This is a genomic window from Streptomyces sp. NBC_01390 (genome assembly GCF_045040105.1).
In the GTDB taxonomy this organism is placed as follows: Bacteria; Actinomycetota; Actinomycetes; order Streptomycetales; family Streptomycetaceae; genus Streptomyces.
Window position 1 is genome coordinate 354,412 of the sequence record NZ_CP109551.1, and the last position, 25,781, is coordinate 380,192.

The 25,781-nt window shown below is 70.6% G+C and carries 24 protein-coding genes and 2 pseudogenes; 16 read left to right on the forward strand and 10 right to left on the reverse strand.

Annotated features, from left to right (window positions below; all coding sequences use genetic code 11):
- The first annotated feature begins 35 nt into the window (after nt 1-35).
- From OG241_RS01360 to OG241_RS01390, 7 genes and pseudogenes are all read left to right on the forward strand, one after another.
- Nucleotides 36-791 (forward strand): SDR family NAD(P)-dependent oxidoreductase, encoded by a 756-nt coding sequence (locus OG241_RS01360; protein WP_405813019.1) that lies wholly within the window; start codon nt 36-38, stop codon nt 789-791.
- Between the two features lies 1 nt (nt 792).
- Entirely contained in the window at nt 793-1,572 is a 780-nt protein-coding gene (locus OG241_RS01365) for an enoyl-CoA hydratase/isomerase family protein (protein ID WP_405813021.1), read from the forward strand.
- A gap of 32 nt (nt 1,573-1,604) precedes the next feature.
- A complete protein-coding gene (locus tag OG241_RS01370) occupies nt 1,605-2,759 on the forward strand; it encodes a CaiB/BaiF CoA transferase family protein (RefSeq protein WP_405813023.1) in 1,155 nt (384 codons plus the stop codon).
- A 27-nt stretch (nt 2,760-2,786) separates the two neighbouring features.
- Nucleotides 2,787-3,698 (forward strand): SDR family NAD(P)-dependent oxidoreductase, encoded by a 912-nt coding sequence (locus OG241_RS01375; RefSeq protein WP_405813025.1) that lies wholly within the window; start codon nt 2,787-2,789, stop codon nt 3,696-3,698.
- The gene (locus tag OG241_RS01380; protein ID WP_405813027.1) at nt 3,695-4,207 is read left to right on the forward strand and encodes a DoxX family protein; all 513 of its coding nucleotides are present in this window, start codon (nt 3,695-3,697) and stop codon (nt 4,205-4,207) included. Before OG241_RS01375 ends, OG241_RS01380 begins: the two co-directional genes overlap by 4 nt.
- Before the next feature lie 30 nt (nt 4,208-4,237).
- Complete coding sequence (locus OG241_RS01385) at nt 4,238-5,395, forward strand: acyl-CoA dehydrogenase family protein (RefSeq protein ID WP_405813029.1); 1,158 nt, start codon at nt 4,238-4,240, stop codon at nt 5,393-5,395.
- A gap of 200 nt (nt 5,396-5,595) precedes the next feature.
- Nucleotides 5,596-5,706 (forward strand): annotated as a pseudogene (locus tag OG241_RS01390) (IS5/IS1182 family transposase); the annotation flags it as partial.
- On the opposite strand, the pseudogene OG241_RS01395 reads toward OG241_RS01390, so the two are convergent.
- Nucleotides 5,696-6,070 (reverse strand): annotated as a pseudogene (locus tag OG241_RS01395) (DUF4291 family protein); the annotation flags it as partial. The pseudogenes OG241_RS01390 and OG241_RS01395 sit on opposite strands and share 11 nt — an antisense overlap.
- A gap of 44 nt (nt 6,071-6,114) precedes the next feature.
- Here OG241_RS01395 and OG241_RS01400 point away from each other — a divergent pair.
- Both OG241_RS01400 and OG241_RS01405 read left to right on the forward strand, forming a co-directional pair.
- Nucleotides 6,115-6,738 carry a hypothetical protein gene (locus OG241_RS01400; RefSeq protein ID WP_405813031.1) on the forward strand — a complete coding sequence of 208 codons (624 nt, stop codon included), beginning with the start codon at nt 6,115-6,117 and terminating at the stop codon, nt 6,736-6,738.
- A 215-nt stretch (nt 6,739-6,953) separates the two neighbouring features.
- Entirely contained in the window at nt 6,954-7,322 is a 369-nt protein-coding gene (locus OG241_RS01405; RefSeq protein WP_405813033.1) for a hypothetical protein, read from the forward strand.
- A gap of 228 nt (nt 7,323-7,550) precedes the next feature.
- On the opposite strand, the gene OG241_RS01410 is transcribed toward OG241_RS01405, so the two are convergent.
- The 8 genes from OG241_RS01410 to OG241_RS01445 form a co-directional block, all read right to left on the reverse strand.
- Nucleotides 7,551-8,672, reverse strand: a complete 1,122-nt coding sequence (locus OG241_RS01410) for an FAD-dependent oxidoreductase (RefSeq protein WP_405813035.1) — start codon at nt 8,670-8,672, stop codon at nt 7,551-7,553.
- 648 nt (nt 8,673-9,320) lie between these two features.
- Nucleotides 9,321-10,436, reverse strand: coding sequence for an acyl-CoA dehydrogenase family protein (locus OG241_RS01415; RefSeq protein WP_405813037.1), 1,116 nt, complete (start codon nt 10,434-10,436; stop codon nt 9,321-9,323).
- The gene (locus OG241_RS01420) at nt 10,433-11,722 is read right to left on the reverse strand and encodes an acyl-CoA dehydrogenase family protein (RefSeq protein WP_405813039.1); all 1,290 of its coding nucleotides are present in this window, start codon (nt 11,720-11,722) and stop codon (nt 10,433-10,435) included. Before OG241_RS01420 ends, OG241_RS01415 begins: the two co-directional genes overlap by 4 nt.
- A gap of 16 nt (nt 11,723-11,738) precedes the next feature.
- Complete coding sequence (locus OG241_RS01425; RefSeq protein ID WP_405813041.1) at nt 11,739-12,887, reverse strand: thiolase family protein; 1,149 nt, start codon at nt 12,885-12,887, stop codon at nt 11,739-11,741.
- Nucleotides 12,884-13,369, reverse strand: coding sequence for a Zn-ribbon domain-containing OB-fold protein (locus OG241_RS01430; RefSeq protein ID WP_405813043.1), 486 nt, complete (start codon nt 13,367-13,369; stop codon nt 12,884-12,886). The genes OG241_RS01425 and OG241_RS01430 overlap by 4 nt, the downstream gene beginning before the upstream one ends.
- A 1-nt stretch (nt 13,370) precedes the next feature.
- Entirely contained in the window at nt 13,371-14,282 is a 912-nt protein-coding gene (locus OG241_RS01435; RefSeq protein WP_405813045.1) for an SDR family oxidoreductase, read from the reverse strand.
- 14 nt (nt 14,283-14,296) lie between these two features.
- Nucleotides 14,297-15,016, reverse strand: coding sequence for a hypothetical protein (locus OG241_RS01440; protein WP_405813047.1), 720 nt, complete (start codon nt 15,014-15,016; stop codon nt 14,297-14,299).
- A complete protein-coding gene (locus OG241_RS01445) occupies nt 15,016-16,338 on the reverse strand; it encodes a phenylacetate--CoA ligase family protein (RefSeq protein ID WP_405813049.1) in 1,323 nt (440 codons plus the stop codon). Before OG241_RS01445 ends, OG241_RS01440 begins: the two co-directional genes overlap by 1 nt.
- Nucleotides 16,339-16,500: 162 nt before the next feature.
- On the opposite strand from OG241_RS01445, the gene OG241_RS01450 reads away from it, so the two are divergent.
- The 6 genes from OG241_RS01450 to OG241_RS01475 all read left to right on the forward strand — a co-directional run bounded on the left by OG241_RS01450 (nt 16,501) and on the right by OG241_RS01475 (nt 23,494).
- Nucleotides 16,501-17,265, forward strand: a complete 765-nt coding sequence (locus OG241_RS01450) for an electron transfer flavoprotein subunit beta/FixA family protein (protein ID WP_405825991.1) — start codon at nt 16,501-16,503, stop codon at nt 17,263-17,265.
- Between the two features lie 155 nt (nt 17,266-17,420).
- Nucleotides 17,421-18,377, forward strand: coding sequence for an electron transfer flavoprotein subunit alpha/FixB family protein (locus tag OG241_RS01455; RefSeq protein ID WP_405813051.1), 957 nt, complete (start codon nt 17,421-17,423; stop codon nt 18,375-18,377).
- Nucleotides 18,378-18,462: 85 nt separating this feature from the next.
- On the forward strand, nt 18,463-19,545 hold the full coding sequence (locus tag OG241_RS01460; RefSeq protein WP_405813053.1) for an amidohydrolase family protein: 1,083 nt from the start codon (nt 18,463-18,465) through the stop codon (nt 19,543-19,545).
- 16 nt (nt 19,546-19,561) lie between these two features.
- Nucleotides 19,562-21,970, forward strand: a complete 2,409-nt coding sequence (locus OG241_RS01465; RefSeq protein ID WP_405813055.1) for a GNAT family N-acetyltransferase — start codon at nt 19,562-19,564, stop codon at nt 21,968-21,970.
- Nucleotides 21,967-22,941 carry an LLM class flavin-dependent oxidoreductase gene (locus OG241_RS01470; protein ID WP_405813057.1) on the forward strand — a complete coding sequence of 325 codons (975 nt, stop codon included), beginning with the start codon at nt 21,967-21,969 and terminating at the stop codon, nt 22,939-22,941. The genes OG241_RS01465 and OG241_RS01470 overlap by 4 nt, the downstream gene beginning before the upstream one ends.
- Nucleotides 22,942-22,957: 16 nt before the next feature.
- Complete coding sequence (locus tag OG241_RS01475) at nt 22,958-23,494, forward strand: PaaI family thioesterase (RefSeq protein WP_405813059.1); 537 nt, start codon at nt 22,958-22,960, stop codon at nt 23,492-23,494.
- A gap of 60 nt (nt 23,495-23,554) precedes the next feature.
- Here the strand turns inward: OG241_RS01475 and OG241_RS01480 are convergent, their stop codons facing one another.
- Nucleotides 23,555-24,706 carry an acyl-CoA dehydrogenase family protein gene (locus tag OG241_RS01480; RefSeq protein WP_405813061.1) on the reverse strand — a complete coding sequence of 384 codons (1,152 nt, stop codon included), beginning with the start codon at nt 24,704-24,706 and terminating at the stop codon, nt 23,555-23,557.
- Between the two features lie 155 nt (nt 24,707-24,861).
- Between OG241_RS01480 and OG241_RS01485 the strand changes: the two genes are divergently transcribed.
- Nucleotides 24,862-25,713: an alpha/beta fold hydrolase gene (locus tag OG241_RS01485; protein WP_405813063.1), complete on the forward strand. Its 852-nt coding sequence runs from the start codon at nt 24,862-24,864 to the stop codon at nt 25,711-25,713.
- Nucleotides 25,714-25,781: the final 68 nt, after the last annotated feature.

Sequence of the window (25,781 nt, forward strand, 5' to 3'; positions counted from 1 at the left end):
TAGCGCTGTTTCTGGACCTGGGCGAGGGAGGACGCGTGAGCGTACGGGACAAGGTGGCGCTGGTCACCGGAGCGGGACGGGGCATCGGCGAGGCGATCGCCGACGCGCTGGCCGCCGCCGGAGCCTCGGTCGCCGTCTGTGACGTGGACGCGGAGGCCGCCGGGAAGGTCGCGGCCGGGCTTGCCGAGCGGCACGGGGTGCGGGCGATCGGAGTCGGCGCGGACATCTCCGACGGGGCTGCCGTGCGCGCGGCGGTGGAGCGGGTGGGCACCGAGCTCGGTCCGGTGGACGTGCTGGTCAACAACGCGGCCGTCGACGTCATCGGCCGGTTCGTCGACAGCGACGAGGAGACCTGGGACCGGATCATCGCCGTCAACCTGCGCGGGACGATCACGGTGACGCGGGCGGTGCTCGACGCGATGATCGAGCGCGGCGGCGGCCGGATCGTCCACATCGCCTCGGACGCGGGCCGGGTCGGCTCGTCCGGCGAGGTCGTGTACTCCGCGACGAAGGGCGGCGTGATCGCCTTCGGCAAGGCCCTCGCCCGCGAGGTCGCCCGGTACGGCATCACCGTGAACAGTGTCTGCCCCGGGCCGACCGACACGGCGCTGCTCGGGCAGGTAGCCGAGTACAGCCAGAAGATGTATGACGCGACCGTGCGGGCCATCCCGCTGCGCCGCGTCGCCCGGCCCACCGAGATCGCCGACATGGTGGCCTTCCTCGCCTCCGACAGCGCCGCCTACGTGACTGGGCAGACGCTCTCGGTCAGCGGCGGCCTGACGATGGTGTGAGGTGAGTGACGTGTTGCGTGTCGAACTCCGCGACCAGATAGCCGTGTTGACCCTGGACCGGCCGGAACGGCTGAACGCCCTCGGCACCGGGACCGTGGAACGGCTCACGTGGGCCCTGCACGACCTCCGCGACAACGACGACGTACGCGCCGTGGTGCTGGCCGGAGCGGGCCGGGCCTTCTCGGCCGGCGCCGACATCGGGGAGATCGAGTCGTGCACCGCGCCCGGCCAGTTCCGGGCGTTCGTGGGCCGCCTGACGGACGCGTACGCGCTCCTCGAAGACTTCCCGAAGCCGTCGGTCGCCGCCCTCCACGGGTTCGCGTTCGGCGGCGGTCTGGAGCTGGCGCTCGCCTGCGACCTGCGGGTCGCGGAACGCGGTACGCGCCTCGGGCTGCCCGAGATGAAGCTGGGCGTCCTGCCGGGCGCGGGCGGCACCCAGCGGCTCCCGCGTCTGCTGCCACCGGCGATCGCCAAGCAGATGATCCTGACCGGCGACCCGATCGACGCGGAGCGCGCCTGGCAGCTCGGCCTGGTCAACGAACTGGCCGAACCCGGCGGAGCACTCGCCGCCGCCGAGAAGCTGGCCGTCGGCCTGGCCGCCGGGGCGCCGCTCGCGCTCGCCGCGGGCAAGCGGCTGATCGACCACGGGCTCGGCATGGACCTGGAGACGGCGATCGCCTACGAGCGGGAGACCGTCACCGTGCTGTTCTCGACCGAGGACCGGGCCGAGGGGCTCAAGGCCTTCCGGGAGCGCCGCCCGGGCGAGTTCCGCGGCGTGTAGCGAACCGTCCCCGACAGCTGTGGAGGTGGGCCGTGCGGCCTTTGGAAGGCGTTTTTGTAGTGGAGCTGGGCATGTGGGTGGCGGCTCCGGCCGCGGCGACCATGCTGGCCGACTGGGGCGCGGACGTGATCAAGGTGGAGGCGCCGACCGGCGACCCGAACCGGTACACGCTCAAGCATGTGGGCCAGGACGTCGACAGCGAGCCGCCGTTCGAGACGGACAACCGCGGCAAGCGCGGAATCGTCCTCGACCTGCGCTCGCCGGACGGCAAGGATGTACTGGAGCGGCTGCTGGAACGCGCCGACGTGTTCGTCACCAACCTCCGCCCCGGCGCGCTGGAACGGCTGGGGCTGGCCCCGGACGACCTGCGCGTCCGCCATCCCCGCCTGGTCGTCGGCACGTTGACGGGCTACGGCTGGACGGGAGAGGAACGTGACCGGGCCGGGTACGACGTCTCCGCCTTCTGGGCTCGCCCAGGCATCGCCGGCATGCTCAACCCGGCCGGTGAGCCACCGCCCGGTATCCGTCCGGGACTTGGCGACCGCACGGCTGCCTCCAACCTGGTGGCGGGAGTGCTGGCCGCGCTGCTGCGCCGCGAACGTACCGGCGAGGGCGGCGTGGTGGACGTGTCGCTGCTGCGGTCCGGGACGTACGCCAACGGCAACGACCTCGCGCTGCAGAACTTCTTCGGCAAGCGTGGCCGTACCCGGCACCGCAGCGAGCACGAGTCCCCGCTCTACAACTCCTACCGGGCCGCCGACGACCGCTGGTTCTGGCTGGTGGGCCTGGAGGGCAACCGGCACTGGCCCGGCGTGATCAAGGCGCTCGGCCGCCCGGACCTGGAGGCGGACGAGCGGTTCGCGACCGGCAGGGCCCGCCGTGGCCACGTACGCGAGCTGATCGCCGTGTTCGACGAGGAGTTCGGACGGCTGCCGCTGGCCGAGTGGGCGGCCCGGTTCGATGCCGAGGGCGTGTGGTGGGCGCCCGTGCAGACCCTGGCGGAAGTGTCCGCCGATCCACAGGCGGAGGCCGTGGGGGCGTTCGTCGAGCAGCCCGGTATGGGCGAGGGGCCGCCGCTGCGGACGGTGGCCACCCCGGTGAGCTTCTGGGGCGTGGACGACAAGCCACGCACCGGCGCGCCGACGCTCGGCGAACACACCGACGACGTACTCCGCGAACTCAACTGACCTGACACATCTGCTTGGAGGTACGGCGTGGGCATCCTCGACGACAAGGTCGCCATCGTGACCGGCGGTGGCAGGGGGCTCGGCCGGGCGCACTGCCTGGCCCTGGCCGAGGCCGGCGCGACCGTGGTCGTGAACGACCTCGGCTCGGGCATACACGGCGAGCAGACCGGTGACTCCCCCGCCGACGAGGTCGTTGCCGAGATCACCAAGCTCGGCGGCCGGGCGATCGCCAACCACTCCTCGGTGACGGACTGGGCGGCGACCGAGGCGATGGTCGCCGACACGGTCGCGGAGTTCGGCCGGCTGGACGTCATCGTCAACAACGCCGGCATCGTGCGTGACCGCATGCTGTTCTCGATGACCGAGGCCGAGTTCGACTCCGTCATCGCGGTGCACCTGAAGGGAACTTTCGCGCTCACCCGGCATGCGTGCGCGTACTGGCGTGAGGCGTCGAAACAGGGTGAGCGGGTCGCCGGCCGCGTCATCAACACGACATCCGGGACCGGCCTGTTCGGCAACCAGGGCCAGTCCAACTACGGGGCGGCGAAGGCCGGAATAGCCGGACTCACCGTTCTCACCGCCCTGGAGATGCGCAAGTACGGTGTCACCGCGAACGCCATCTCACCGATCGCCGCGACACGGATGACGGACGGGCTGGCCGTCGGCGAGTCCCTCCAGGCCGTCGAGGGCTTCGACCCGCGCGATCCCGCCAACGCCTCCGGAGTTGTCGTCTACCTGGCCTCCGACAGCGCGGCCTGGCTGACCGGCCAGGTCCTGCGCATCGAGGGCAACCGGCTGAACCGGCTGCAGGGCTGGACAGTCGCCGCCGTCCACCCGAGCCAGTCGGGGCAGGCCCTCACCTATGACGAACTCGTCGACGCGGTACCGCAGTTGTACGGCGCCGTGCCTGCCGGCCGAGCGACGGGGGTCGGCCAGTGAAGGGCCACGACGCCGCCGCCCTCGTGCTGCGCGCGACCCTCGGCCCGATGCTCTTCGCGCACGGCTGGAACAAGGTCGCCGGACCGGGCGGGCTCAAGGGCACCACGGGCTGGTTCGAGGCGCTCGGTCTCCGGCCGGCCGAGGTGCACGCCCGTATGGCGGCGGGCACCGAGATGGCGGCGGGCGTCGGCATCGCGCTCGGCGCCGCGGGCCCCCTCCCCGCGGCGGCGGCCGTCGGCCTGATGACCGTGGCCGCGCGGACCGACCACCGCGGCAAGGGCTTCTTCGTGTTCAAGGGCGGCTGGGAGTACGCCGGTGTGGTGGGCGGAGCCGCCGTCGCCCTGGCAGCGACGGGCCACGGCCGTTACTCGCTCGACGGGCTGCTGGGACGCCAACGCGCCGGCGTGGGGCCCGCGTTGCTGGCGGCGGGACTCGGCACGGCGAGCGCGGCGGCACTGCTGGCGCTGTGCTACCGGCCGGAGCGCGAGCCGGACGAGACAGATCAATGAGACCGATGAGGGCAACAAAGGAGAGTCGACATGGACGCGGCTGACTTCAGCGCGGTGCTGTCCGAGGTCCGGCGTTTCGTCCGGGACCGTGTCGTGCCGCTCGAGGCGGAGATCGACGAGAAGGACGAGATGCCGGCGGACATCCGCGAGGCGGCGAAGAAGATGGGACTGTTCGGCTTCGCGCTGCCCGAGGAGTACGGCGGGCTGGGGCTGTCGATGTACGAAGAGGCCCAGCTGATGTTCGAACTCGGGTACACGACCCCGTCGTTGCGCTCCATGTTCGGGACGAACAACGGCATCGCGGGGCATGTCCTGATGGTCGGCGGCACGGAGGAGCAGAAGGCCGAGTGGCTGCCGAGGATCGCCTCGGGTGACGTCCTGGCGTCGTTCGCGCTCACCGAACCCGAGGCCGGCTCCGACCCCTCGACCCTCACCACACATGCCCGCCAGGACGGCGACACGTGGGTGATCAACGGCGCGAAGCGGTACATCACCAACGCCCCGCTCGCCGATGTCTTCATGGTCTTCGCCCGCACCGACCCCGACGCCCCGCGCACCCGGGGCATCTCCACCTTCCTGGTCCCGGCCGGCACTCCCGGCCTGACCGTGGCCCCCCGGGACCACAAGATGGGCCAGTTCGGCGCCTGGACGGCGGACGTGTACTTCGACGACGTACGCGTCCCGGCCGCCGCGTTGGTCGGTGGTGAGGCCGGGCTCAACCGGGGCTTCTCCACGGCGATGGGCTGCATCGCGCACGGACGCGTCCACATCTCGGCGCTGATGGTCGGCATGGCCGAGCGGCTGGTGGACGAGTCGGTCGCGTACGCGAGCACCCGCAAGCAGTCCGGGAAGCTCATCGGCTCCTTCCAGCTTGTGCAGGGCCTGATCGCCGACTCGCAGACCGACTACTACGCCGGCCGCGCCACGGTCCTGGAGGCCGCCCGCGCCTTCGATGCCGGGACCGACACCAAGATCGGCCCGTCCTGTACGAAGTACTTCGCCAGCGAGATGGTCTGGCGGGTCGCGGACCGCGCGGTCCAGGTCCACGGCGGGGCGGGCTACATGCGCGGGGTCGCCGTCGAGCGCTTCTACCGCGACGCCCGGCTGTTCCGTATCTACGAGGGCACCAGCCAGGTCCAGCAGGTCATCATCGCGAAGGCGCTGCTGGGCGAGGCGGCGCGCGGCTGAGTGATACACAAGGCAAAGGCTCCGGGGATTCGTCATCCCCCTGGTTTTCGCAGTTCAGCGGATGTGAGGGCGCGTGGGGCAGCGTCGGCCATGACCTCAACGAGCTCCTCGGCGGGGGCTGAGACCGTGCTGCCGGCGAACCGACCGCCTGGAAGCAGGGCCAGGACGGCCGGGTGGCGCAGCCCCGGTCCCAGCACGCGTTCGCGTACGACCGGGCGAATCTGCGGAAATGGCTGCGCGGCAAGCGGATCGGAGTGCGCAACGCCCGCAAGGGCATCGCATCCACCGAACGCTCAGGGCGTCGGAGGTGGAGGCCGTCCACTGGTCCGCGTAGCGGTGTGCGGCTTCTCCTGTGAGACAGAACTGCAGCGAGTGGTGAGGAAGCGGCTGCAGGTGCAGGTCACGTTCCGGGTCTCACTGAACCCGAGCCGGAGACCGCTGCAACTGGCGTTTCCAGGTCGCGCGGTCAGGATGCAGCCCGTGCTCACAGTGGGCCAGGCAGGCATGTTCCAGGGCCCGTTCGAAGCCTTCACGGGTGATCTCGATGGCGACGACAGTTTCCTGGCCGTCCTTGGAGCCCCATCCGCCGCGGTACATCATCCAGAGGAAGGAGGGCTTGATCCATGTCAAGCCGCGCTCATAGACCTTATGAGTCGAACCGGCTGACCGGCCAATGTTGGCGCGCGTCCGTGCTCACAGCGCTGCTACGCTGCGGCGCTGTGAGCACGGACATATATGGCGGCATCGAGTTTCGTCATCCCGGCGTCGACACCGACTACTACGACGGCGAGCCGTGGGTGACCGCCATGGATCTTTGGCCCCTGTATGACGAGACCGACTACGCGGCCTTCGGCTGTCTCTTCGGCGTGCGCAACTATGCGGGCTTTCAACCGCTTGCACCAGACCGCGGTCTTCCCATCGATCTGTCGAGCGGGATGCGCTCGCAGTTGGGCGCCTGGGTTGAAGCGGGCGAGCTGTACGGCGCGAGTTGGGTCACCTGGGCAGAACTTGCTGCGATGGGTCCCGCGACCCCGCCTGACCACTTCGTCGGCCGGCTGACCTGGCACACGAAATCGCTGCCATCGATACTGCATCAACAGCTCGTATCCGATTCATGGCCGTCGGAAGCCCTGTCGGCGGTGGGCATGCCGCCCGCGGACCTGCACAGTGCTGCGGGACGTGTGGACTGGACGACCGACGAAGTGATGTGCACATACGAACCGTTGACCGTCGGCGCCGTCCTGGGTCCCGAAACTCACTGGCCGCATGTCTTCGCCGTGATGAAGGCTCTGGCAGGGCGCTTCGGCGATGACGGCGTTCGCCTGGTCGTGGCGTTCGACTGACGGCACAGGGCCCCTCACCGACGGCTACCACCAAACGCCATCCGTCGGGCCCTCCCGTCGCTCACACGTTTCGCACCAGGTACGCGCATCGCTGGGTGCGCTTCCACAGCCTTCCCGACTCGAAGCGCTACGCGGAGTCCGAGGACGAGTACGCGATCGTGCTGGACCGGTACAACACGATCCTCGACGAGTTGTTCGCGGGCACGGACGTGTGAATGGTGACCATGGACTGGTCGAACACACCGACCGGGCCCGCGGGCTACCCGACACCACAACAGAGACTGCACCCCGACGGCATCCGCTGGTGGACGGAGTCGGAGCCGGACGACTCCGACCCGGGGTTCCACACCCACAAACGTCTGTACGCCGACCGCCGTCGGTGGAACCGTGGGTGCCTCGACGGGCTGTTGCGAGCGGTCGCGGACGAGGCACTCGTCGAAGTCTTCGTTGCGGACACGGAACTGCAGCGCATCCACCATCCTTACGACGGCGGCGCAGACATCGTCCTTGCCACGCCTGCAGAGCGTGACCGTGTGCGTGACCAACACACAGACTGGCTTTCCAGCCACCCAGCCGGCCTCTGAGAGCCGCAGCGGCTCCCCTTTCCTGGCCGATGCGTAGTGGTCTGTCAACGCGGCTTGATTACTCACGTCATCCGGTCCCGTAGCCAGGCCGCCGGTAAACGACCGTCCCCGCTATGGCCAGCGGCCACCGCACGATCTTCAGAGTCCACACAACCCCCGATGATCAGGCGATGGCCGTGCCCGTTCCCCGCCGGGTCCGCGGCAAGATCGCGAAACCGGACCGAGGTGTCAGGAGTGATCGAATAGCGTGACTACGCTCTGCGGTGCTTCCCGGCCGAAGAAGATCTCCAGGTTCTTCGCCGAGCGGTCGGCGGCGTCGCTACTACGCAGGAACAGCCGCTCTTCGTAGGCGGTGAGCGCAACCTCGATGTCGGGTTGCGCAACCAGCTTGCTCGCCAGGTCAGCGCCGTCGTACATGGCGAGGTTCGCACCCTCGCCGGCGAAGGGCGACATCAGATGCGCGGCGTCGCCGACGAGCGTCACGCCGGGCACCCTGTCCCATGTGAGCCCGACGGGCAGGGCGTATATGGGTCTGAGCCACGGGTCCGCGTCGCTCTGTGTCACGAAGGCGGTAAGCAGCGGTGACCAGCCATCGAACTCGTCGGCAAGTTGACGCAGGCCCGCGGACGGGTCGCCGAAGTCGATCGACCTCATCCACCCCTCGGGCTTGTTCAGCGCCACGTATCCGCGCACGTGCCCGTCGGCGTAGCGATGGGCGATGATGCCTTTGCCCGGCGCGACCGCCATCAGCGTGCCGCTGCCGATCGCGGCCACGCTCGCCCTGCAGTCCTGGCCGCCCGTGGCGAGGGCGATCTCGACGAAGCAGGTTCCGCTGTAGAGAGGCTTGGCGGCGGTGAGCAGCGGACGCACCTTCGACCAGGAACCGTCCGCGCCGATGACGATGTCGGCGCGCGTGGCGGAACCTTCCGCGAAGGCGAGGTCGTAGCCGCCCTCCCCACGGTGCCGGATCGAGGCGAGCTTGTGACCCCACCTGATCGTCCCAGGCGTCAGCGAGTCGATGAGCAGGTGCCTGAGTTCGCCACGATCCACCTCTGGACGGGCCGAACCGGGGTCCGCAGGCATGTCGAACAGGATCTTGCCATGGCGGTCGACCACACGCTTGGCGTCCTCGCCCGGGCGGACCAGGGTGAGGAACTCGTCGTACAGACCGGCTGCGCGAAGCGCGACCTGTCCGGTTTCTGCGAGAATGTCGAGCAGACTGCCTTGCGCACGGGTCTTCGCCGAAGCCTCACCCTCGTAGATCGTCGCGGCGACGCCGTGAGCCTGAAGCACCCGGGCGAGCGTCAGCCCACCCAGTCCTGCTCCGACAATGGCGATGGTCTTCTGCATGCTGCGCTCCTCTGTTGCGCCGACACGCGTCGGCGATGGTCAGCGCCAAAAGCGGACGGGATGCCCGATCTCGGCAAGGAGACGCTCACCGATCAGAACCATCTGCATCGATGTACGAGCGATGTCCGGCGGGTAGACGCGCGGAACATCGTTTTTCGCGACCTTGTGACTGTAGCTCAGCATTCGCCTCGCGATGACTGGGGCCGCTCACGCTGCGACGCACCGCGCCGGCCACGTTCATCCTCGACAACCGCCTCGACCGGCTCGGCAGTGCTGCCGGAAAAAGATGACACTCGCTCGCCCTGGTCCATCTCGCGCAGACGCCACTAGGCAACAGCCCAACGCAACCACTCCCGACGGCGCTTCCCCTGTCTGTCCTGCTGATGCTCCGGATTCCAGGCTGGCGGCCCACAGGGGAATTGCAAACGAGTCAGCTGTCGACATTCACTCCTCAATCACGACCTACCGACCTGAAGCCCGCCTGCGAACCTGAGCGCGACCCTGAATACTTTGCCGACATCGACAAAGTATTCGCCCAATTCCCCGCCGAGCCCGCGCCGGTGTTCGGCCGTCAGCGTGAGGTCCACTGTCGTGGGTGACGCCACCGCGAACGCCTCCCGCCGGACATCCTGAAGCGGTAGGACCAGCTCAGATCCCGAGCCGGTCCAGCAGTCGCTCGTGGTAGACGGCCGGTCCCCCGAACAGCAGTTGCGAGGACTTGGCGCGGCGGAAGTACAGATGGGCCGGGTGTTCCCAGGTGAAGCCGATGCCACCGTGGACCTGGATGTTCTCCATCGCCGCGAACATGTACGCCCGTGAGCAGCACGCGTGGGCCACGGCCGCGGCGACCGGGAAGTCCGGGGCTCCCTCGGCGGCCAGTCGTGCCGCTTCCCTGGCGGAGGCCTCCGCCAGTTCGACCTGGACGAGCATGTCTGCGCACTTGTGCTTGACGGCCTGGAAGGAACCGATCGGCCGGCCGAACTGATGGCGGGTACGGGCGTACTCGGCGCTCATCTCCAGGCACCTGCGTGCCCCGCCCGCCTGTTCGGCGGCCAGGCCGACCGAGGCCGTGTCCAGGACCCTGGCCATGATGCGCCCGCCCGCGCCCTCGACGCCGACGGGCGTGGCGGACACGGTGTCGAAGGTCAGCCGGGCCATCGCCCGGGTGGCGTCCAGGGTCTCCATCGCCATGGCCGTCACGCCCGGGGCCGTCCGGTCCACCGCGAAGAACGAGGGACCGGCGACGGTGCGGGCGACGACGAGAACCAGGTCGGCTGTCGTGCCGTCGATGACGAAGCACTTGCGGCCGGTCAGCGTCCAGCCGCCGTCGCCGTCCGGAACGGCGCGCGCGGAGATCAGGGCGGGGTCCCAGGAGCCGTCCTCTTCGGCGACGGCGAGGGTGGCCGTGGTCCGCCCGGCCGCGATGCCGGGCAGATGGCGTGCGCAGGCCTCACTGTCCCCCGAGGCCAGGAGGGCCTGGGCGGCGAGCACGACCGTGGAGAAGAAGGGGGCGCACAGCAGGGCGCGGCCCATCTCCTCCATGACGACGCCGAGTTCGACCGCCCCGAAGCCGTCCCCGCCGTACTCCTCCGGGATCACCAGGCCCGGCAGCCTCAGCTGGTCGGCAGCCTGCGCCCACACGTCGGGGTCGAAGCGCGGATCGCTCTCCATGAGCTTGCGCACGGCCTCCTCGGGCGACTTGGCGTCCAGGAACTCCCTTACGGACGCGCGGAGTTGCCGCAACTCGCTCTCGTCGGCGGTCACGACCGCACCTCCTTGGCAGCGGCGCGGGGGGTCACGGGTTCCTTGGGCAGGCCGAGGACGCGCTCCGCGAGGATGTTCTTCATGATCTCCTCGGTGCCGCCGAGGATGCGCAACGCCGGTGTGGCGAGCAGGAGTTCCGACCAGGCGTAGGTGCCCCACCGTCCGGTGTCGGCGATGATCCGCGGGCCGAGGCAGTCGGAGACGAAGTGCGCGGCACGGGTGAGGTTCTGGCCGTACATCAGCTTGGAGACGGACCTCTCGGGTCCGGGGGCGATTCCCGCCCGCAGGGTGCGCTGGGCGCGGTCGTTGAGGTAGCCGGTGGCCATGGCGTCCACGAGGAGCTCGGCGAGGCGTCCGCGCAGGGCCCGGTCGTCCCAGGTCCAGGTCGCGCGCATGAGCGCCGAGAGGCGTTCCGGGGACAGGGCGGCCGCCACCGGTCCCGCGCCCTCGCTGCCGACGGTGTTGCGCTCGTTCATCAGGGTGGTCAGGGCGACCGTCCAGCCGCCGTCGACCTCACCGAGGCGGTGGTCGTCGGGGATGCGTACGTCGGTGAGGAAGACCTCGTTGAAGTCGGCGCCGCCGGTCATCTGCCGCAGTGGCCGCACGTCGACGCCGGGAGCGTCCATGGGGACGAGGAAGGCGGTGATCCCCCGGTGTTTGGGCGCGTCGGGGTCGGTGCGGGTCAGCGCGACGCCTATCTCGCTGTGCTGGGCGACGGACGTCCACACCTTCTGTCCGTTGAGCACCCAGGTGTCGCCCTCGCGGACGGCCCGGGTCGCCACACTCGCCAGGTCGGATCCGGCGCCGGGTTCGCTGAACAGCTGGCAGGCGATGGCGTCCCCGCGGTACATCGCGGGCAACCAGCGTTCCCTGATGTGGGGTTGGGCGTGGGCAAGGATCGTCGGCCCGATCATGCCGAGGCCGACGACGCCGAGCACGCCGGTGTCGGGGACGGCGTACTCGGACTCGACGGCGTCGTAGAGCAGGTCGTGGACGGGGGTCAGACCCCGGCCGCCGTACTCGGGCGGGCCGGTGATCCAGCCGAAACCGTTCTCGTAGCGGGTCCGCTGCCACTCGCGCGCCAGCCGCACCTGCTCGGCCTCCTCGTCGGGCGGGAGGCTGCTGAAGTACGCCATCGAGTCGTCGCCCTCACCCCAGGCGACGGCGGCGCGGTCGGGGGCCTTCACCGCCCGCGCGTCGAGGAAGCGGCGCGCTTCGGCGGCGAAGGCCTGTAGGTCCCGCATGTCCTGCGTGTCGGGCGTGTCGTGCGTGTCAGGGGGTTGCATCGCGTTGGCTCCGCTGTCAGGTGGAGAGGATCGTCACCGCCGACGCGCCCGGCGCGCCGTACAGGTGGGTGTAGCCGACGCGGGGCGTGCCGGGGATCTGCCGGGCCCCGGCCGTGCCGCGCAGTTGGAGGACGATCTCGTGGATCTGGCGCAGCCCGGACGCGCCGATGGGTTCTCCGTTGCCGAGCAGTCCGCCGTCGGTGTTGACCGGGAGCCGGCCGCCGATCTCCGTGGCGCCCTCGGCGATGAGGCGTTCCTGCTCGCCGTCCTTGCAGAGCCCGTTCTCCGCCATGTGGATGATCTCGGAACCGGCGTCGGTGTCCTGGAGCTGGGCGACGTCGACGTCCTCCGGTCCGATGCCGGCCAGCTCGTAGGCGGCCCGCGAGGCGTCCACGGTCGGGCTCTCGACGACCTCGCCGACCGGGAACGACGGGCTCTGCACCTCGAAGGCGCCGAGCCTGCGGCTGCGCAGGGCGGTGGAGCGGACGCGGACGGGCTTGGCGGCGTACTTGTGTGCCTGGTCGGCGCGGCACAGCACCAGGGCGGCGGCGCCTTCGTTCGGCCCGCAGTACATGAACTGCCGCAGAGGGTAGTTGAGGACCGGGGATGCCAGAACCTCCTCCGGTGTGAGGGGAGTCCGACGCCAGGCCTTCTCGTTCGCCGCCGCGTTGCCGAAGTTCTTCGAGGCCACCCGGGCGAGCGTCTCGGGGGAGATGCCGTGCTCGTGCATATAGCGGTTGATCTTCATGCCGAAGAAGTGGGTGGTGAGGAACAGCCCGGTCTGCCCGTACCAGGCGGGGATGCCCGCCACGGACGGATCGGCCGCGAAGGCGCCGCGCGGGTGTTTGTCCAGACCGATCGCGATGGTGAGGTCGTGCTCGCCGGTCTCGATGGCCCGGGCGGCGAGTGCGACGGCCGTGCCGGCGGTGGCGCAGCCGTTGAAGACCCCGCGCAGCGGGATCCCGGTCAGGCCGAGCCGCCCCACGATCGCGTCCGGGTTGGCGACCTCGTAACTGCCGATGTAACCGCCCTGGATCTGCGGCCACTTCACTCCGGCGTCGGCGAGTGCGAGCCGCACCGCGTCCGCGCCCATGTCCAGTGCCGGCTTCCCGGGGAACCGCCCGAAGGGGTGGAGTCCCACGCCGATGATGACGGCTTCGGTCATGCTGTCGCCTCCTGCGACTCGACGGGTTCCTCGGCCGGCGCGAACGCGAACGTGACCACCTCGGTGCCGTCGTCATCCACGGTGTAGGGCACCAGCGTCAGCTGCATGGCCTGGCCGATGCGCAGCCTGCGCGGGTCCGGTTCGGTGAGCCGGGCCTCCACCAGCAATTCGCCGGGGAGTTCGACGTAGCCGACCGCGTAGGGCTCGAAGGCCTCGGGGCCGTCGTACGGCGGGGACGGCGGGCGGAAGTCCTGGGTGGTGTACGTCCACAGCGTCCCGCGATCCGCGAGCAGCCGTTCCTTCGACTCCGTGCTCGCGCACCGTACGCAGTCCGGGGCGGCCGGAAAGCTCACCAGGCCGCAGTCCGCGCACTCGGAGCCGATCAGTCGGGTGGGCCGGTCCCCGGCGGGCGGCCAGGTGAACAGCCCCTCGGCGACGGGCCGTTGGGCCGTCGGGACGTCCGTTGTCGTCGACTTCGTCATCTCACGCCCCGTTCCGGTTGCCGAGGGCGTCGGCGTTCGGTGCCGCCTTGGCCACCAGGTTCGGGACGACGGAGGTCAGTTCCTCCGGTGTCCACCGGGTGTCCGCGCTCGCGCCGGGACCGTTGACCCAGCCCTCCAGTACGGTGATCCGGTTGCCGACGACCCCGAAGACCCGGCCGGTGACCTCGCGTGACGCCGCCGAGCCCAGCCACACCACGAGGGGTGAGATGGCCTCCGGCGTGAGGTCCTGGTTCTGTGCGGCCCGCCGCATCATCTCGATGTCCTCGGTCAGCCGGGTGAGCGCGGTGGGCGCGATGGCGTTCACCGTCACGCCGTAGCGGGCGAGTTCGGCCGCCGCGATGACGGTGAGGCTCGCGATCCCGGCCTTGGCGGAACCGTAGTTGGACTGTCCCGGGTTGCCGAAGATGCCGGACGGGGACGTCGTGTTGATCACCCGGGCGTCGTTGGCGTGACCGGCCTTGGCGCGCTCGCGCCAGTACGCCGCCGCGTGGTGCAGGGTGGCGAAGCTGCCCTTGAGGTGGACGGCGACGACGCCGTCCCAGTCCCGCTCGGTCATCGACACGATCATCCGGTCGCGCAGGATGCCGGCGTTGTTGACCAGTACGTCCAGCCCGCCGTAGGTGTCGACGGCCTGGCTGACGAGGCTGCCGGCGCCGTCCCAGGTGGAGATGTCGTCCGTGTTGGCGACGGCCTCGCCGCCCGCCTCGACGATCTCGTCCACCACCGCCTGGGCGGGCCCGGCCGAGCCACCCCCGCCGTCCCGCCCGCCGCCGAGGTCGTTGACCACGACCTTCGCGCCGTGCGCGGCGAAGGCCAGGGCGTGTGCCCGGCCGATGCCGTTGCCTGCACCGGTGACGACCACGACACGGCCGTCGACCACTCCTTCGGACATCCTCGACTCCTCGCTCATGAAAGCTGATCGGCCTCGCCGAACAGGACCCTCGGGTCGTCGCTGCCGCAGGCGCACCGGCCGGCGACGACGCGACCCGCGACACCCAGCGGTGTCTCGGCGAGCGGCGAGGCCCGCTGCTCCCCCGCCGCCACGGACAACTCCCCGTCCCGCTCGCCGATCCGCCACTCGGCGGCGTTGACGTGCGCGCCGGCGCGCTCGGGACACTCCAGGGCGAGCGCCGGTCCGAGCGGCGAGAACAGACAGGCGGGCACGCCCACCGCGCGCAGCATCGGTACGGCGGCGGGCCTGGCCAGGACGACGGCCGTCGGCCGGAACAGCTCGCCGAGGTCGGCGGCTCCGGAAAGGCCCTCCAGGGTCTCGGCGGACAGTCCGATCACCGCGTGCGGCCGCAGTTCGCGGTGGAAGACCGAGGTACGCCGGTGGTCCCAGCCCATCGCCTCCGCGATCCCGTACGTCACCTTCAGTGAGCGCAGGGCGCCGATCGCCGCGTGTCCCCAGAAGCCCTCGAAGCCGGACATGGTCAGCAGCGCCCGCTGCCCGGCGGTGAGGCCGTGCTCGCGCAGACGTGCGGCGACCCAGTCGGTGTCCCGGGCGAGTTCGGCCCAGGTCAGTTCGGTCTCCCCGGCGCCGTCGGCGGCGGGGAAGCGTACGAGGTAGGCGAGGTCCGGGCGGTCGAGCGTCCTGGCCCGGGCGAGGGTGTCGGCGCGGGCCATCAGTTCTTCACCACCCGGGGGAACTTGGCGACGCTGGTCATGGTCTTCAACAGGTCCTCCTCGGTGCGCAGGTCGAGCACCGGCTCGACCCCGGTCCGGGTCCGCACGGCCTCGCCCAGCCGGCCGGCCAGGGCGTCGACGTCGCCGGTGAGTGCGGGGTCGTAGCCGACGCGCAGCCGCAGTTCGTCCACCTCGCGGCCGTTCCTGACGATCTGGAACACTCCGGCCACCGTCTCCGGCTGTTCCTCCACGGCCTGCCAGATGTCCCGCAGCACCACCGAACGCCCCTGGACGAGCGTCTCGTCGCCGCTTCGTCCGGCCACCCACATCCGGGCGTGCGTACGGCCGCAGCCGCAGGTCTCGCCGGACAGCCGGACCAGGTCCTCGCTGCGGTAGCGGATCAGCGGCGCGGCCCGGTTGTCCAGGTCGGTGGCGACCAGTTCGCCGAGGTCGCCCTCGGGGACGTCGCGCCAGCCGTCCGCGCCGATCTCCACGCACTCCGCGAAGACGGTGTCCTCCCAGAGGTGGAAGCCGTCGTGCTCACGGCACTCCCAGGCCGTGCCGGTGTCGGCGGCGCTGGTGTACTCGTAGACGTCGATGCCCCAGTCGTCGCGGATCCGCTCGCGCATCTTCCGGCTGAGGGGCTGACCGGCGCAGGAGGCGCCTTTGAGGGAGGAGAACGCCTCCTTGAGGTCCGTCTTCTCCGCGAGGTGCTCCAGCTCCACCATCTGCGGATACATCATCTGCAGATAGGCCGGCCGGTAGGTGCGCAGGGCCTCGACGACCTCGTGCATCTTCCCCATCCAGGTGTCGACCTCGATCACCACGGCGCCCAGCGCCTGGTAGCCGGGGTCCATGAGGTTGCGGAAGGTGCCGGGCGGACTCAGGACCCGGTCGCCGGGCCGCAGGCCCAGCTCCCACAGATCCCGTACCTGCGCGGTCACCAGCGGCGGGGCGTCCTGCCAGATCTCGGCGAAGAACTCCGGGTCGCCGGTGGTGCCCGAACTGGAGGAGACCGAGGTCAGCTCCTCGACCGGCACACACAGCAGACCGCCGAAGGGGTCGCCGGTACGGGCCCGGTAGGCGCGCACCATGTCCTTGGTGATGAACGGCACGCGTTCGCGGAAGTCGTCAAGGGACCGGATGTCGCGCGGTCGGACCCCGTGCCCGTCCCAGAGTTCACGGTAGAAGGCCGAGTTGGTGTAGGCGTACTCGACAAGCTCCAGGACCCGTTTCTCCTGCTCCGCTCGCAGCTGCTCGCGGGGCATGGTCTCCACCTGGGGCTCGAAGTACCTCTCAGCGGTGTCCCTGTCACCGACCATGGCGCCTCCTCGCGGCTCAGTGCCCAGATCTTCCAGCTATCAGCGCAATCAGTCAACCAATTCGACGGATTCACAGCGGGGCCTCGCGCTTCGCCCGTCCATATAGTTAACTATTAACACTCATTCAACCTGCTGGAGGGTGCCGTGAAGATCGTTGTCTGCGTGAAGCACGTGCCCGACGCCGCGGCGGACCGCACCTTCACCGAGGACGGCACCACCGATCGCGCGTCGGTCGACTCGCTCCTGTCCGAACTCGACGAGTACGCCGTCGAACAGGCCCTGCGGATCGCGGAGTCGGACGACGTCGACGCCGAGATCAGCTACCTGACGGTGGGGCCCGACGACGCCCGCGACGCGCTGCGCAAGGCGCTGGCCATGGGCGGCGACTCGGCGATCCATGTGAGCGACGACGACATCGAGGGCAGCGACGCCTTCGGTACGTCGCTCGTCCTGGCCAGGGCCGTCGAGCGGCACGGCTTCGATCTCGTGCTCTGCGGGATGGCCTCGACGGACGGCACCATGGGTGTCGTACCGGCGCTGCTGGCCGAGCGGCTCGGTGTCCCCGCCATCACCCATGTCGAGGAGCTGACCGTCGAGGACGGCAGGGTGACCGGTCGCCGCGAGGGCGACACGGCGACCGTGCGCGTCCAGGGCACGCTGCCCGCCGTGGTGTCGGTGACCGACCGTTCCGGGGACGCCCGCTACCCGTCCTTCAAGGGGATCATGGCCGCGAAGAAGAAGCCGCTGGAGACCCTCGGCCTCGCCGACCTCGGGCTCGACGCCGGGCAGGTCGGGCGAGGCGCCGCCCGGACGACCGTCGACACCGCGACCCGGCGTCCACCGCGCACCAAGGGCGAGATCGCCGTCGACGAAGGAGCCGGCGGTGTCGGACTGGCCGCGTTCCTGACCGCGAAGAAGTTCGTCTGACCCATTCCGGGGGCCGCTCCTGACCTGCTCCAGAGCCACCCCTGCCCCACTACTGAGCCATTCCCGGCCCTCCCCATCACCTCGCCGGACTCTTCCCCGTCTCCCCCGTCTCCCCTCGCCTCTCCCCGACCCGACCTCGAAAGGAGTGCGGCACCATGGCCGAGATCCTCGTCCTCGTCGACCACAGCGACGGCGCCGTACGCAAAACGACCCTCGAACTCCTCACCCTGGCACGCCGGTTGGGTGAGCCCTCGGCCGTGTTCCTGGGCGCGGGTGCGGACGCCGCGACCGAGATCCTCGGCCGGTACGGCGCCCACAAGGTCTACGTGGTGGCCGCCCCCGAGGTCGACGAGTACCTCGTCACCCCGGCGGTCGACGCCCTCACCCAAATCGCGGCGCGCACCGGCCCGGCGGCGATCCTGCTGCCGTCCGGTCCGGACGGCGGGGAGACCGCCGCGCGGGTCGCGCTCAGACTCGGCTCCGGGCTCATCACCGACGCCGTCGACATCACCGCCGGACCGGACGGCCCGGTGACCGAACAGTCGGTGTTCGCGGCAACCCACCAGGTCACGGCGCACGTCACCCAAGGCGTCCCGGTCATCACGGTCAAGCCGAACGCCGCCGCACCCGAACCGGCCCCGGTCACCCCAGAGGTGGAGAAGCAGGACATCGAGTTCGGCCCGGCCTCCGCCGCGGTCCGGGTCCTGTCCCGCGCACCGAGGGAGCGCGGCGACCGTCCCGAGCTGACCGAGGCCGACATCGTGGTCTCCGGCGGCCGGGGCGTGAACGGCGACTTCGCCGTGATCGAGCGGGTCGCCGACGCCCTGGGCGCGGCCGTCGGAGCCTCCCGGGCCGCCGTGGACGCGGGCTGGTATCCCCACAGTCACCAGGTCGGCCAGACCGGTACCCAGGTCTCGCCGCAGCTCTACCTGGCCGCCGGCATCTCCGGTGCGATCCAGCACCGGGCGGGCATGCAGACGTCCAAGACCGTCGTCGTGGTCAACAAGGACGCCGACGCTCCCCTCTTCGAGCTCGCCGACCACGGCGTCGTCGGGGACCTCTTCCAGGTGCTGCCGCAGCTGGTGGCGGAGATCGAGCGGCGCAGAAGCTGATCTCCCGCCCGCACGGACTTCCTTTCCACCGCCCATACAACTAAAATCGCTAACTGATTGCATCCATTGACCTCGAAGGAGCGTCATGTCGTCGAAGATCTGGGTCAACTCGGGGGACTCCCACGTGATGGAGCCCGCCGACGTGTGGACCGAGAGGCTGCCGGCCCGGCTCGGCGCCCGCGCCCCGCGCAGCGAGCGCGGTGAGAAGTACGAGATGCTCTACATCGACGGTGAGCGCATCGACCGTCAGCTCGGTGACTTCATGGACGCCATGCGTCCGCCGGGCGCCTGGGATCTGAAGGTCCGGCTCAAGGACCTCGACCAGGAGGGCGTGTGGGGCCAACTGGCCTTCCCCTCCATGGGGTTCTGGCTGGTGTCGATCACCGACCGAGAGCTCGCCCGGGAGACCGTACGGGCGTGGAACGACTGGGCGTACGACGAGATCCTCAGCAAGAACAAGCGGGTCATCACCACCGCCTGCGTGTCGACCGCCGACATCGACGACGCGGTCGCCGAGCTGGAGCGGGCCGCCGAGATGGGCTTCCAGGCGGTCTTCCTGCCGTGCGCGACCCGACCTGGTGAGGAGTACGCCCTCGACCGCTGGGAACCCCTGTGGACCGCGGCCGAGCGGGCGGGCATCGTGCTCGGCTTCCACATCGGCACGGGCGGTGAGAACGTCGTCTTCCGCGGTCCCGGCGGCGCGGTCGTCAACTACATGGAGACGACGTATCCGGGCATGCGGGTGGTGTCCCACCTGGTCGCGGGCGGCGCCCTCGACCGCCATCCGGACCTGAAGATCCTCATCGCGGAGGGCGGCGCGGGCTGGATGCCGGCCATCGGCGACCGGATGGACGAGGCGTACCGCCAGCACGGCATGTTCGTCCGGCCGAAGCTGAGCCGGCTGCCCAGCGAGATCATCCGGCAGCAGGTGTACGCGTCCTTCCAGCACGACAAGAGCTCGGTGGAGATCGTCGAGTCGACCGGGTACCGCAATGTGATGTGGGGCGACGACTACCCTCACCTGGAAGGCACCTACGGCCACACCCAGTCCACGCTGCACGACCTGTTCGACGGCGTGCCGGACGACATCCGCGAGCGCGTCACCCGGGGCACCTTCAACGAGCTGTTCAAGCTGCCCGAGCAGACTCCCCAGGAGACGGCGGTCTGAGCGGCGGCCGAACACCGTGACCACTCCTCCCTACCCCGAGGACCTGGAGCGGCCCGGGCTCGTCAGGACCGGGCGGTCGACCTTCCTGCGGCCCATCCGGCCCGAGGACGCCGACCGCCTGGTCGCCTTCGTCGGCAGCCTGTCGCGAGCCACCCTGGCCTATCGCTCCCTCGGCCCGGTGACCCGGCTGCGCGACGACGTCATCCGGCGCGGCGCGCACGTGGACTACCTCAACGAGCTGGCGCTCGTCGCCCTGGCCGGCGAGGACATCGCGGGCGTGGTCCGCTACGTCCGCGATCCGGCCGAACCGGAGCACGCCGAGGTCACGTTCACCATCCGCGACGACCACCAGAGCGAGGGCTTCGGCCGACTGCTCCTGGAGCACATCGCGGCCGCCGCCCGCACGCGGGGCATCCGGGTGCTGGAGGCCGACGTCCTCGCCGACAACACCCGGATGATCAACGTCTTCCTCGGCTCCGGCTTCCGCGTCGAGGCCGGCCCGCCCGGCCAGATCCTGCACTTCGAGATCGCCATCGACCCGCAGGCTCTGGCCGTCGCCCGGGCCGAGCGCCGGGAGCACACAGCCGTACGGCGCTCTCTGCGGCCACTGCTGGAACCGCGCTCGGTCGCCGTGATCGGCGCCAACCGCGGTCCCCTCACCATCGGGCACGAGATCGTGGCCAATCTGCTGCGGGGCGGCTTCGGCGGCAGCGTGTTCCCGGTCAACCCGCAGGCCGAGCGGATCGCCGGGGTGCGGGCGTACGCCTCCGTCCGGGAGCTTCCCGAGCCGCCCGAGCTGGCGCTCGTCGCCGTACGGGCCGAGGCCGTGCCCGAGGTCGTACGCGAGTGCGCCGACGCCGGTGTCAAAGCGGTGGTCGTCGTCTCGGCGGGCTTCGGGGAGACCCGGGCCGAGGGGCGGGCGACCGAGCTGGAGCTGGCCCGGTTCGCCCGGGCCTCCGGAATGCGGCTGGTGGGCCCGAACTGCATGGGCGTCGTCAACACGACGCCCGTCGCGCGGCTGGCCGCGACCTTCTCGCCCGCCCTGCCCACGCCCGGCCGGGTCGCGATGTCCAGCCAGTCCGGGCCGCTCGGGCTCGCCGTGCTCGACTACGCCCGGCGCCTGCGGCTCGGTTTCTCCGGCTTCGTGTCCGTGGGCCACGCCGTGGACGTGTCCACCAACGACCTCCTGCAGTGGTGGGAGGAGGATCCGGGAACCTCGGTGATCCTGCTGCACGTCGAGACCTTCGGCAATCCGCGCCGGTTCGCCCGCGTCGCCCGCCGGATCGCGCCGCGCAAGCCGATCGTCGCCGTCCACCCGGGCCACGCCGACTCCGCGGTGAGTTCGCTGTTCGCCCAGTCCGGCGTGATCCGCACCCGCAGTCTGCAGGAACTGTTCGACGTGGCTCTGCTGCTCGCCCACCAGCCTCCCCCGCCCGGCAACCGGGTCGCCGTGATCACCAACGCGGGCGGTCCGGCGGCACTGACGGCCGGGGCCTGCGCGGCGAGCGGTCTGCGCGTACCGGCGCTCGGCGAGCACACCCGTCAGGCACTGCAGTCGGCGCTCGCGCCCCGGGCGGAGGTCTCCAACCCGATCGATCTGACCCCCATGGCAACCGCCGCCCACTACCGGCAGGCGCTGGACGCGGCTCTCGCGGACGACGGCATCGACGCGGCCATCGTGCTGTTCATGCCGCCGCTGGCGGACAAGGCCGACGAGGTTGCGTCGGCGCTCCTCGACGCGGCCTCGGCCCGGCCGGAGAAGCCGGTGGTGGCCAGTTTCCTGGGCGGCGCGGGCGTCGCCGACCTGCTGCACCGGGGCGACCTGGTCGTGCCGACGTACGCGTTCCCGGAGGCGGCGGCCGGCTCGCTCGGGCACGCGGCGGCCTACCAGGCCTGGCGCAGCACCCCGGCGGGTGTCGTACCCGACCTTCCGGGCGTCGACGCCGACCGCGCCCGCTCGCTGCTGGCCGGAAGTGCCGCGGGCCCGGTTCCCGCGGACCTGGCCGCCGAACTCCTCGCCTCGTACGGAATCGCCGTACGGGACACGGAACCGGGTCCCGGCCCGGACGCGTTCCTCTCCGTCCGCGCCGACCCGGTGTTCGGGCCGGTGGTCGCCTTCGGTCTGACCGGGGACTACGCCGATCTCATGGCGGACGTCGCCCACCGGGTCACCCCGCTCACCGACCGCGACGCCCGCGAGATGGTCCGCTCGCTGCGGGCGACCCCCCTGCTGGAGAGCCGGGGTGTGGAGTTCGCGGCTCTGGAGGAGACCGTCGTGCGGATCTCGGCGATGGTCGAGGACCTTCCCGAGATCGAGGCACTGGAACTGCGGCCGGTACGGCTGCTGCCGCCCGGCGGCGGGGTGGCCGTCGCGCACGCGACGATCCGCCTCGCGGCCGATGGAACCGAGGGAGCCCTTTCATGAAGGTGGGCATCTACTTCGACCTGCGCAACCCACCGCCGTGGCGGCAGAGTTGGTCGCGGGTCTACGGCTTCGCCCTGGAGATGTGCGAGGAGGCGGACCGGCTGGGCCTCGACTCGGTCTGGTTCTCCGAACACCACGGCTTCGAGGACGGCTACCTCCCCCAGCCGCTGACCATGGCCGCCGCGGCGGCGGCCCGCACCCGGCGGGTGCGCCTGGGCACGGCGGTCATCGCCGCCCCGCTGCACGCGGCCCCCGAACTCGCGGAACAGGCCGCGCTCGTGGACATCATCAGCGACGGCCGTCTCGACCTCGGCCTCGGCACCGGCTATCGCGTGCCCGAGTACCAGCTGTTCGGCGCGGACCTCGCCAAGCGCTACACCACGACCGATCAGCGGGTACGGGAGATCCGCGGCCTGTGGGCCGAATCCCTGGTCACCCCCGGCCCGGTCCAGGACCCGCTGCCGATCTGGCTCGGCTACCAGGGCCCGCAGGGCGCCCGGCGGGCCGGCCGGCTCGGCACCGGGCTGCTCTCGCTCAACCCGGCGCTGCTGACGCCGTACCGGGACGGGCTCGCCGAGAGCGGGTACGACGTCTCCACAGCCCGTATGCAGGGCTCGTTCACGACGTTCGTCACCGAGGACCCCGAGGGCGACTGGCCGGTGGTGCGCAAGCATCTGGCCTACCAGTGGGACAGCTACCGCCGCTACATGGTCGAGGGCACCGATCAGCCCCTCCCCCGGCCCATCGATCCCGAGAAGTGGCGGGAGACGGGGCTGAGCGCGACCGGTGTCGGCCAGTTCCTGTACGGCACCCCGCAGGACACGGCCGAGGCCATCAGGGCGTACGTGGCAGGGTTGCCGGTGGAAGGCGTGTTCCTGTGGGCATCGCTGGCCGGGATGCCCGAGGAGATGGTCGCCCGCCAGGTCCAGCTGATCGCCGGGAAGCTGCGCCCGCTGCTTGCCGATGTCTGACACGAGGAGTTCGAGCATGTCGAGGACGACGCCCGGGACCGGGCAGGAGTCCGGGCAGTGGGCCGGGTCGGACTTCCAGGAGCCGCCCCGCACTCCCGGCGGGGTCGCTCTGTGCGGTGCGTGCCGCGCGGCCGGGTCCTGCCGGCTGGGGGTTGGGCGGGAGCGGCTCGACGAGGACGGCGTGGCGTGGTTCGAGCTGGCCTGCCCCCGGGACCAGGAGGGCGGGCCCGAGGTGGCGCACGGTGGCTGGACGGCGGCCGTGCTGGACGACTGCCTCGGTCATCTTCCGCTGCTGCACCGGGTGTTGAGCGTGACGGCGGAGCTGACCGTGAGCTTCGTCAAGCCGGTTCCGGTGGAGCGTCCGCTGGAGGTCCGGGCCTGGGTCGAGCGGCGCGAGGGCTCCCGCTGGTACATCGCGGGCGAGATGACGCTGCTGCCGACGCGCGCCGTGCTGGCCCGGGCCTCCGGGATCTGGGTGACCCGGGACCAGGGCCACTTCGCCCGGCATCAGGAGTGGCTGGCCGGTCAGGGCGACGAGGCCGAGGGCCAGTAGAACTGGTAGAGCCAGTGGATCCCGTAGCTCCCGGGGCCGGCACGGCGCGTGGGCCGAGGATCAGTAGGAGCGCAGTCCCATGCTGCGGGCGATGCCGTTGCGCTGGATCTGACTCGTGCCCCCGGAGATGGTGGCCACGATCGACTCCCGGTACCGGAAGCTCATCACGCTCTCCGTGGAGAAGCCGTGTCCCGCGAGGACCTGCATCCCGAGCCGGGCGGCCGCCACATAGGTCTCCGACCCCTTCAGCTTCGCCATCGAGCCCTCCCTCGTGCAGGGCTTGCCCTGGGCGAGCAGCCAGGCGGCGCGGTAGGCGAGCAGCCGGGCGGAGTCGATCTCGGTCTGCAGGTCGGCCATGGCGTGGGCGAGCGCCTGGAAGTTGCCGATCGGCCGGCCGAAGGCGTGCCGGGTGCGGGCGTACTCCAGCATCTCGTCCAGGGTGGACTGGGCTGCTCCCAGATAGCCGCCGCTGATGATCACCTTCTCCAGTTCGATGTTGGAGAGCATGATCTTCCAGCCTTCGTCGCGCGGGCCGACGAGGTTCTCCTTGGGAACCAGGGCGTCGTTGAAGAAGACCTCGTTGGTGCCGAGGATGTGCCGGGCCAGCGTGGGCGTCCGGCGCACCTCGACGCCCTCTGTCGAGGGGTCCACGAGCAGGAGGCTGATGCCGCCGTGCTTGGGCTCGCGGGGCCCGGTGCGCACATAGGTGGCGATGGTGGTGTCGGGCAGGCCGCCGCCCGTGCACCACGCCTTCTGGCCGCGTACGAGGAAGTGGTTCCCGTGGTCCTCGGCGGTGGTGCGCAGGGCCGCCGCGTCGGATCCGCTGTCCGGCTCGCTGAGGCCGACGGCGAGCCGGTGCCGCCCCGTCATCACCTGCTCCCGGATGAAGTCGCGCTGCGCCTCGTCGCCCCAGCGGAACACGGTGATCCCGGGGATGAGTACGCCGATGTAGCACATGGCGACGTCGAAGCTGGCCCGGCCCAGTTCCTCGGCGATCAGGACCAGTTCGAGCGGGCCGCCGCCGTCACCGCCCTCGTCCTCGCCGAACGGGAGGGAGAACCAGCCCAGGTCGGCCATGCCCCCGAAGAGTTCGGGCGGTACGACGCCGTCCTCGTCCCACTGCTTGGCCCTCTCGGCCGGGCACACATCGGCCACGAACTGCCGTGCCGTCGCGCGCAACAGGTCCTGCTCGTCGGTCAGCCCGAAATCCACGGCCACTCCTCGCCACCACTAGGCTATTCATCTACCTAATTATTCTATGTTAGCGGATACCTCTCCGGGCGTCGCGACATGGTCACAGAAATCGCCACCACCCCCAAAGTCCGCGCGCTTGACAGCAGCCCAATATTGGCAACACTGTAACCGTTATGAGTATCTGGTCTGAGCCCCAATCCGACTCGCTGTTCGCGGACGTCGACGACCTCCGGGTCCACTACAAACGCGCCGGACACGGGCCGACGGTCCTGCTGCTGCACGGCAGCGCGTCGTCGCTGCACCACTTCCAGGACGTGGCGGCCCTGCTCGCGCCGTCCTACGACGTCATCCGCCCCGACCTGCCGGGGTGGGGCCTCACCGGTGCGCGCGGCGACCGCGACTACCGTGTACCGACGTACGCGGTGACCGTCGCCCGGTTCCTGGACGTCCTGGGCGTGCGCAGCTGTGCGGTGGCCGGCAACTCGCTGGGCGGCAACATCGCGTGGAACCTCGCCGCGGACCACCCGGAGCGGGTCGGCGCTCTGGTGCTCGTCAACGCCCTCGGGTATCCGGAGAAGTCGCTCCCGGTGGGCCTGCGGCTGGCCCGCAACCCGCTGTTGCGTCCCGTGCTGCGCCGGGCGATGCCGCGCAGGGTGATCGAGCGGAACCTGCGGTCGGCCGTCGGCCCGCACTCGGACATCGTCGACGAGGCGATGGTGGAACGGTCGTACGAGCTGATGGGCAGGCCCGGGAACCGGTCGGCCTTCGTCGACTTCGTCAACACCGACCAGCCCGACCGCAGCGCGGAGATCGCGGGCATCAGGGTGCCGACGATGGTTCTGCGCAGCGCGAGCATCGACGGCCAGCACTTCGCCCGCGACATCCTCGGCGCCCAGGAGCTGGTGCATCCCGACGGCGGCCATCTGCTGCCCGAAGAGGATCCGCACTGGGTCGGCGACGCCGTCGCCGGCTTCCTCGGTTCCCGCTCCGACAACGCGCGGTCACGCCGAGGAGGCCCGTCGTGAAGTACTTCTACGCGTTCTTCGAGACGCTTCAGCCGGCGCGCCGACGACAACGCCACACCCATCCACGC

Excerpts from the sequence above, each read along its gene's own strand:
- OG241_RS01430 (WP_405813043.1), bottom strand. The coding sequence starts at position 13,369 with ATGACGAAGTCGACGACAACGGACGTCCCGACGGCCCAACGGCCCGTC.
- OG241_RS01455 (WP_405813051.1), top strand. The coding sequence starts at position 17,421 with ATGGCCGAGATCCTCGTCCTCGTCGACCACAGCGACGGCGCCGTACGC.
- OG241_RS01440 (WP_405813047.1), bottom strand. The coding sequence starts at position 15,016 with ATGGCCCGCGCCGACACCCTCGCCCGGGCCAGGACGCTCGACCGCCCG.
- OG241_RS01385 (WP_405813029.1), top strand. The coding sequence starts at position 4,238 with ATGGACGCGGCTGACTTCAGCGCGGTGCTGTCCGAGGTCCGGCGTTTC.
- OG241_RS01425 (WP_405813041.1), bottom strand. The coding sequence starts at position 12,887 with ATGACCGAAGCCGTCATCATCGGCGTGGGACTCCACCCCTTCGGGCGG.
- OG241_RS01435 (WP_405813045.1), bottom strand. The coding sequence starts at position 14,282 with ATGTCCGAAGGAGTGGTCGACGGCCGTGTCGTGGTCGTCACCGGTGCA.
- OG241_RS01405 (WP_405813033.1), top strand. The coding sequence starts at position 6,954 with ATGGTGACCATGGACTGGTCGAACACACCGACCGGGCCCGCGGGCTAC.
- OG241_RS01475 (WP_405813059.1), top strand. The coding sequence starts at position 22,958 with ATGTCGAGGACGACGCCCGGGACCGGGCAGGAGTCCGGGCAGTGGGCC.
- OG241_RS01410 (WP_405813035.1), bottom strand. The coding sequence starts at position 8,672 with ATGCAGAAGACCATCGCCATTGTCGGAGCAGGACTGGGTGGGCTGACG.
- OG241_RS01485 (WP_405813063.1), top strand. The coding sequence starts at position 24,862 with ATGAGTATCTGGTCTGAGCCCCAATCCGACTCGCTGTTCGCGGACGTC.
- OG241_RS01460 (WP_405813053.1), top strand. The coding sequence starts at position 18,463 with ATGTCGTCGAAGATCTGGGTCAACTCGGGGGACTCCCACGTGATGGAG.
- OG241_RS01420 (WP_405813039.1), bottom strand. The coding sequence starts at position 11,722 with ATGCAACCCCCTGACACGCACGACACGCCCGACACGCAGGACATGCGG.
- OG241_RS01445 (WP_405813049.1), bottom strand. The coding sequence starts at position 16,338 with ATGGTCGGTGACAGGGACACCGCTGAGAGGTACTTCGAGCCCCAGGTG.
- OG241_RS01470 (WP_405813057.1), top strand. The coding sequence starts at position 21,967 with ATGAAGGTGGGCATCTACTTCGACCTGCGCAACCCACCGCCGTGGCGG.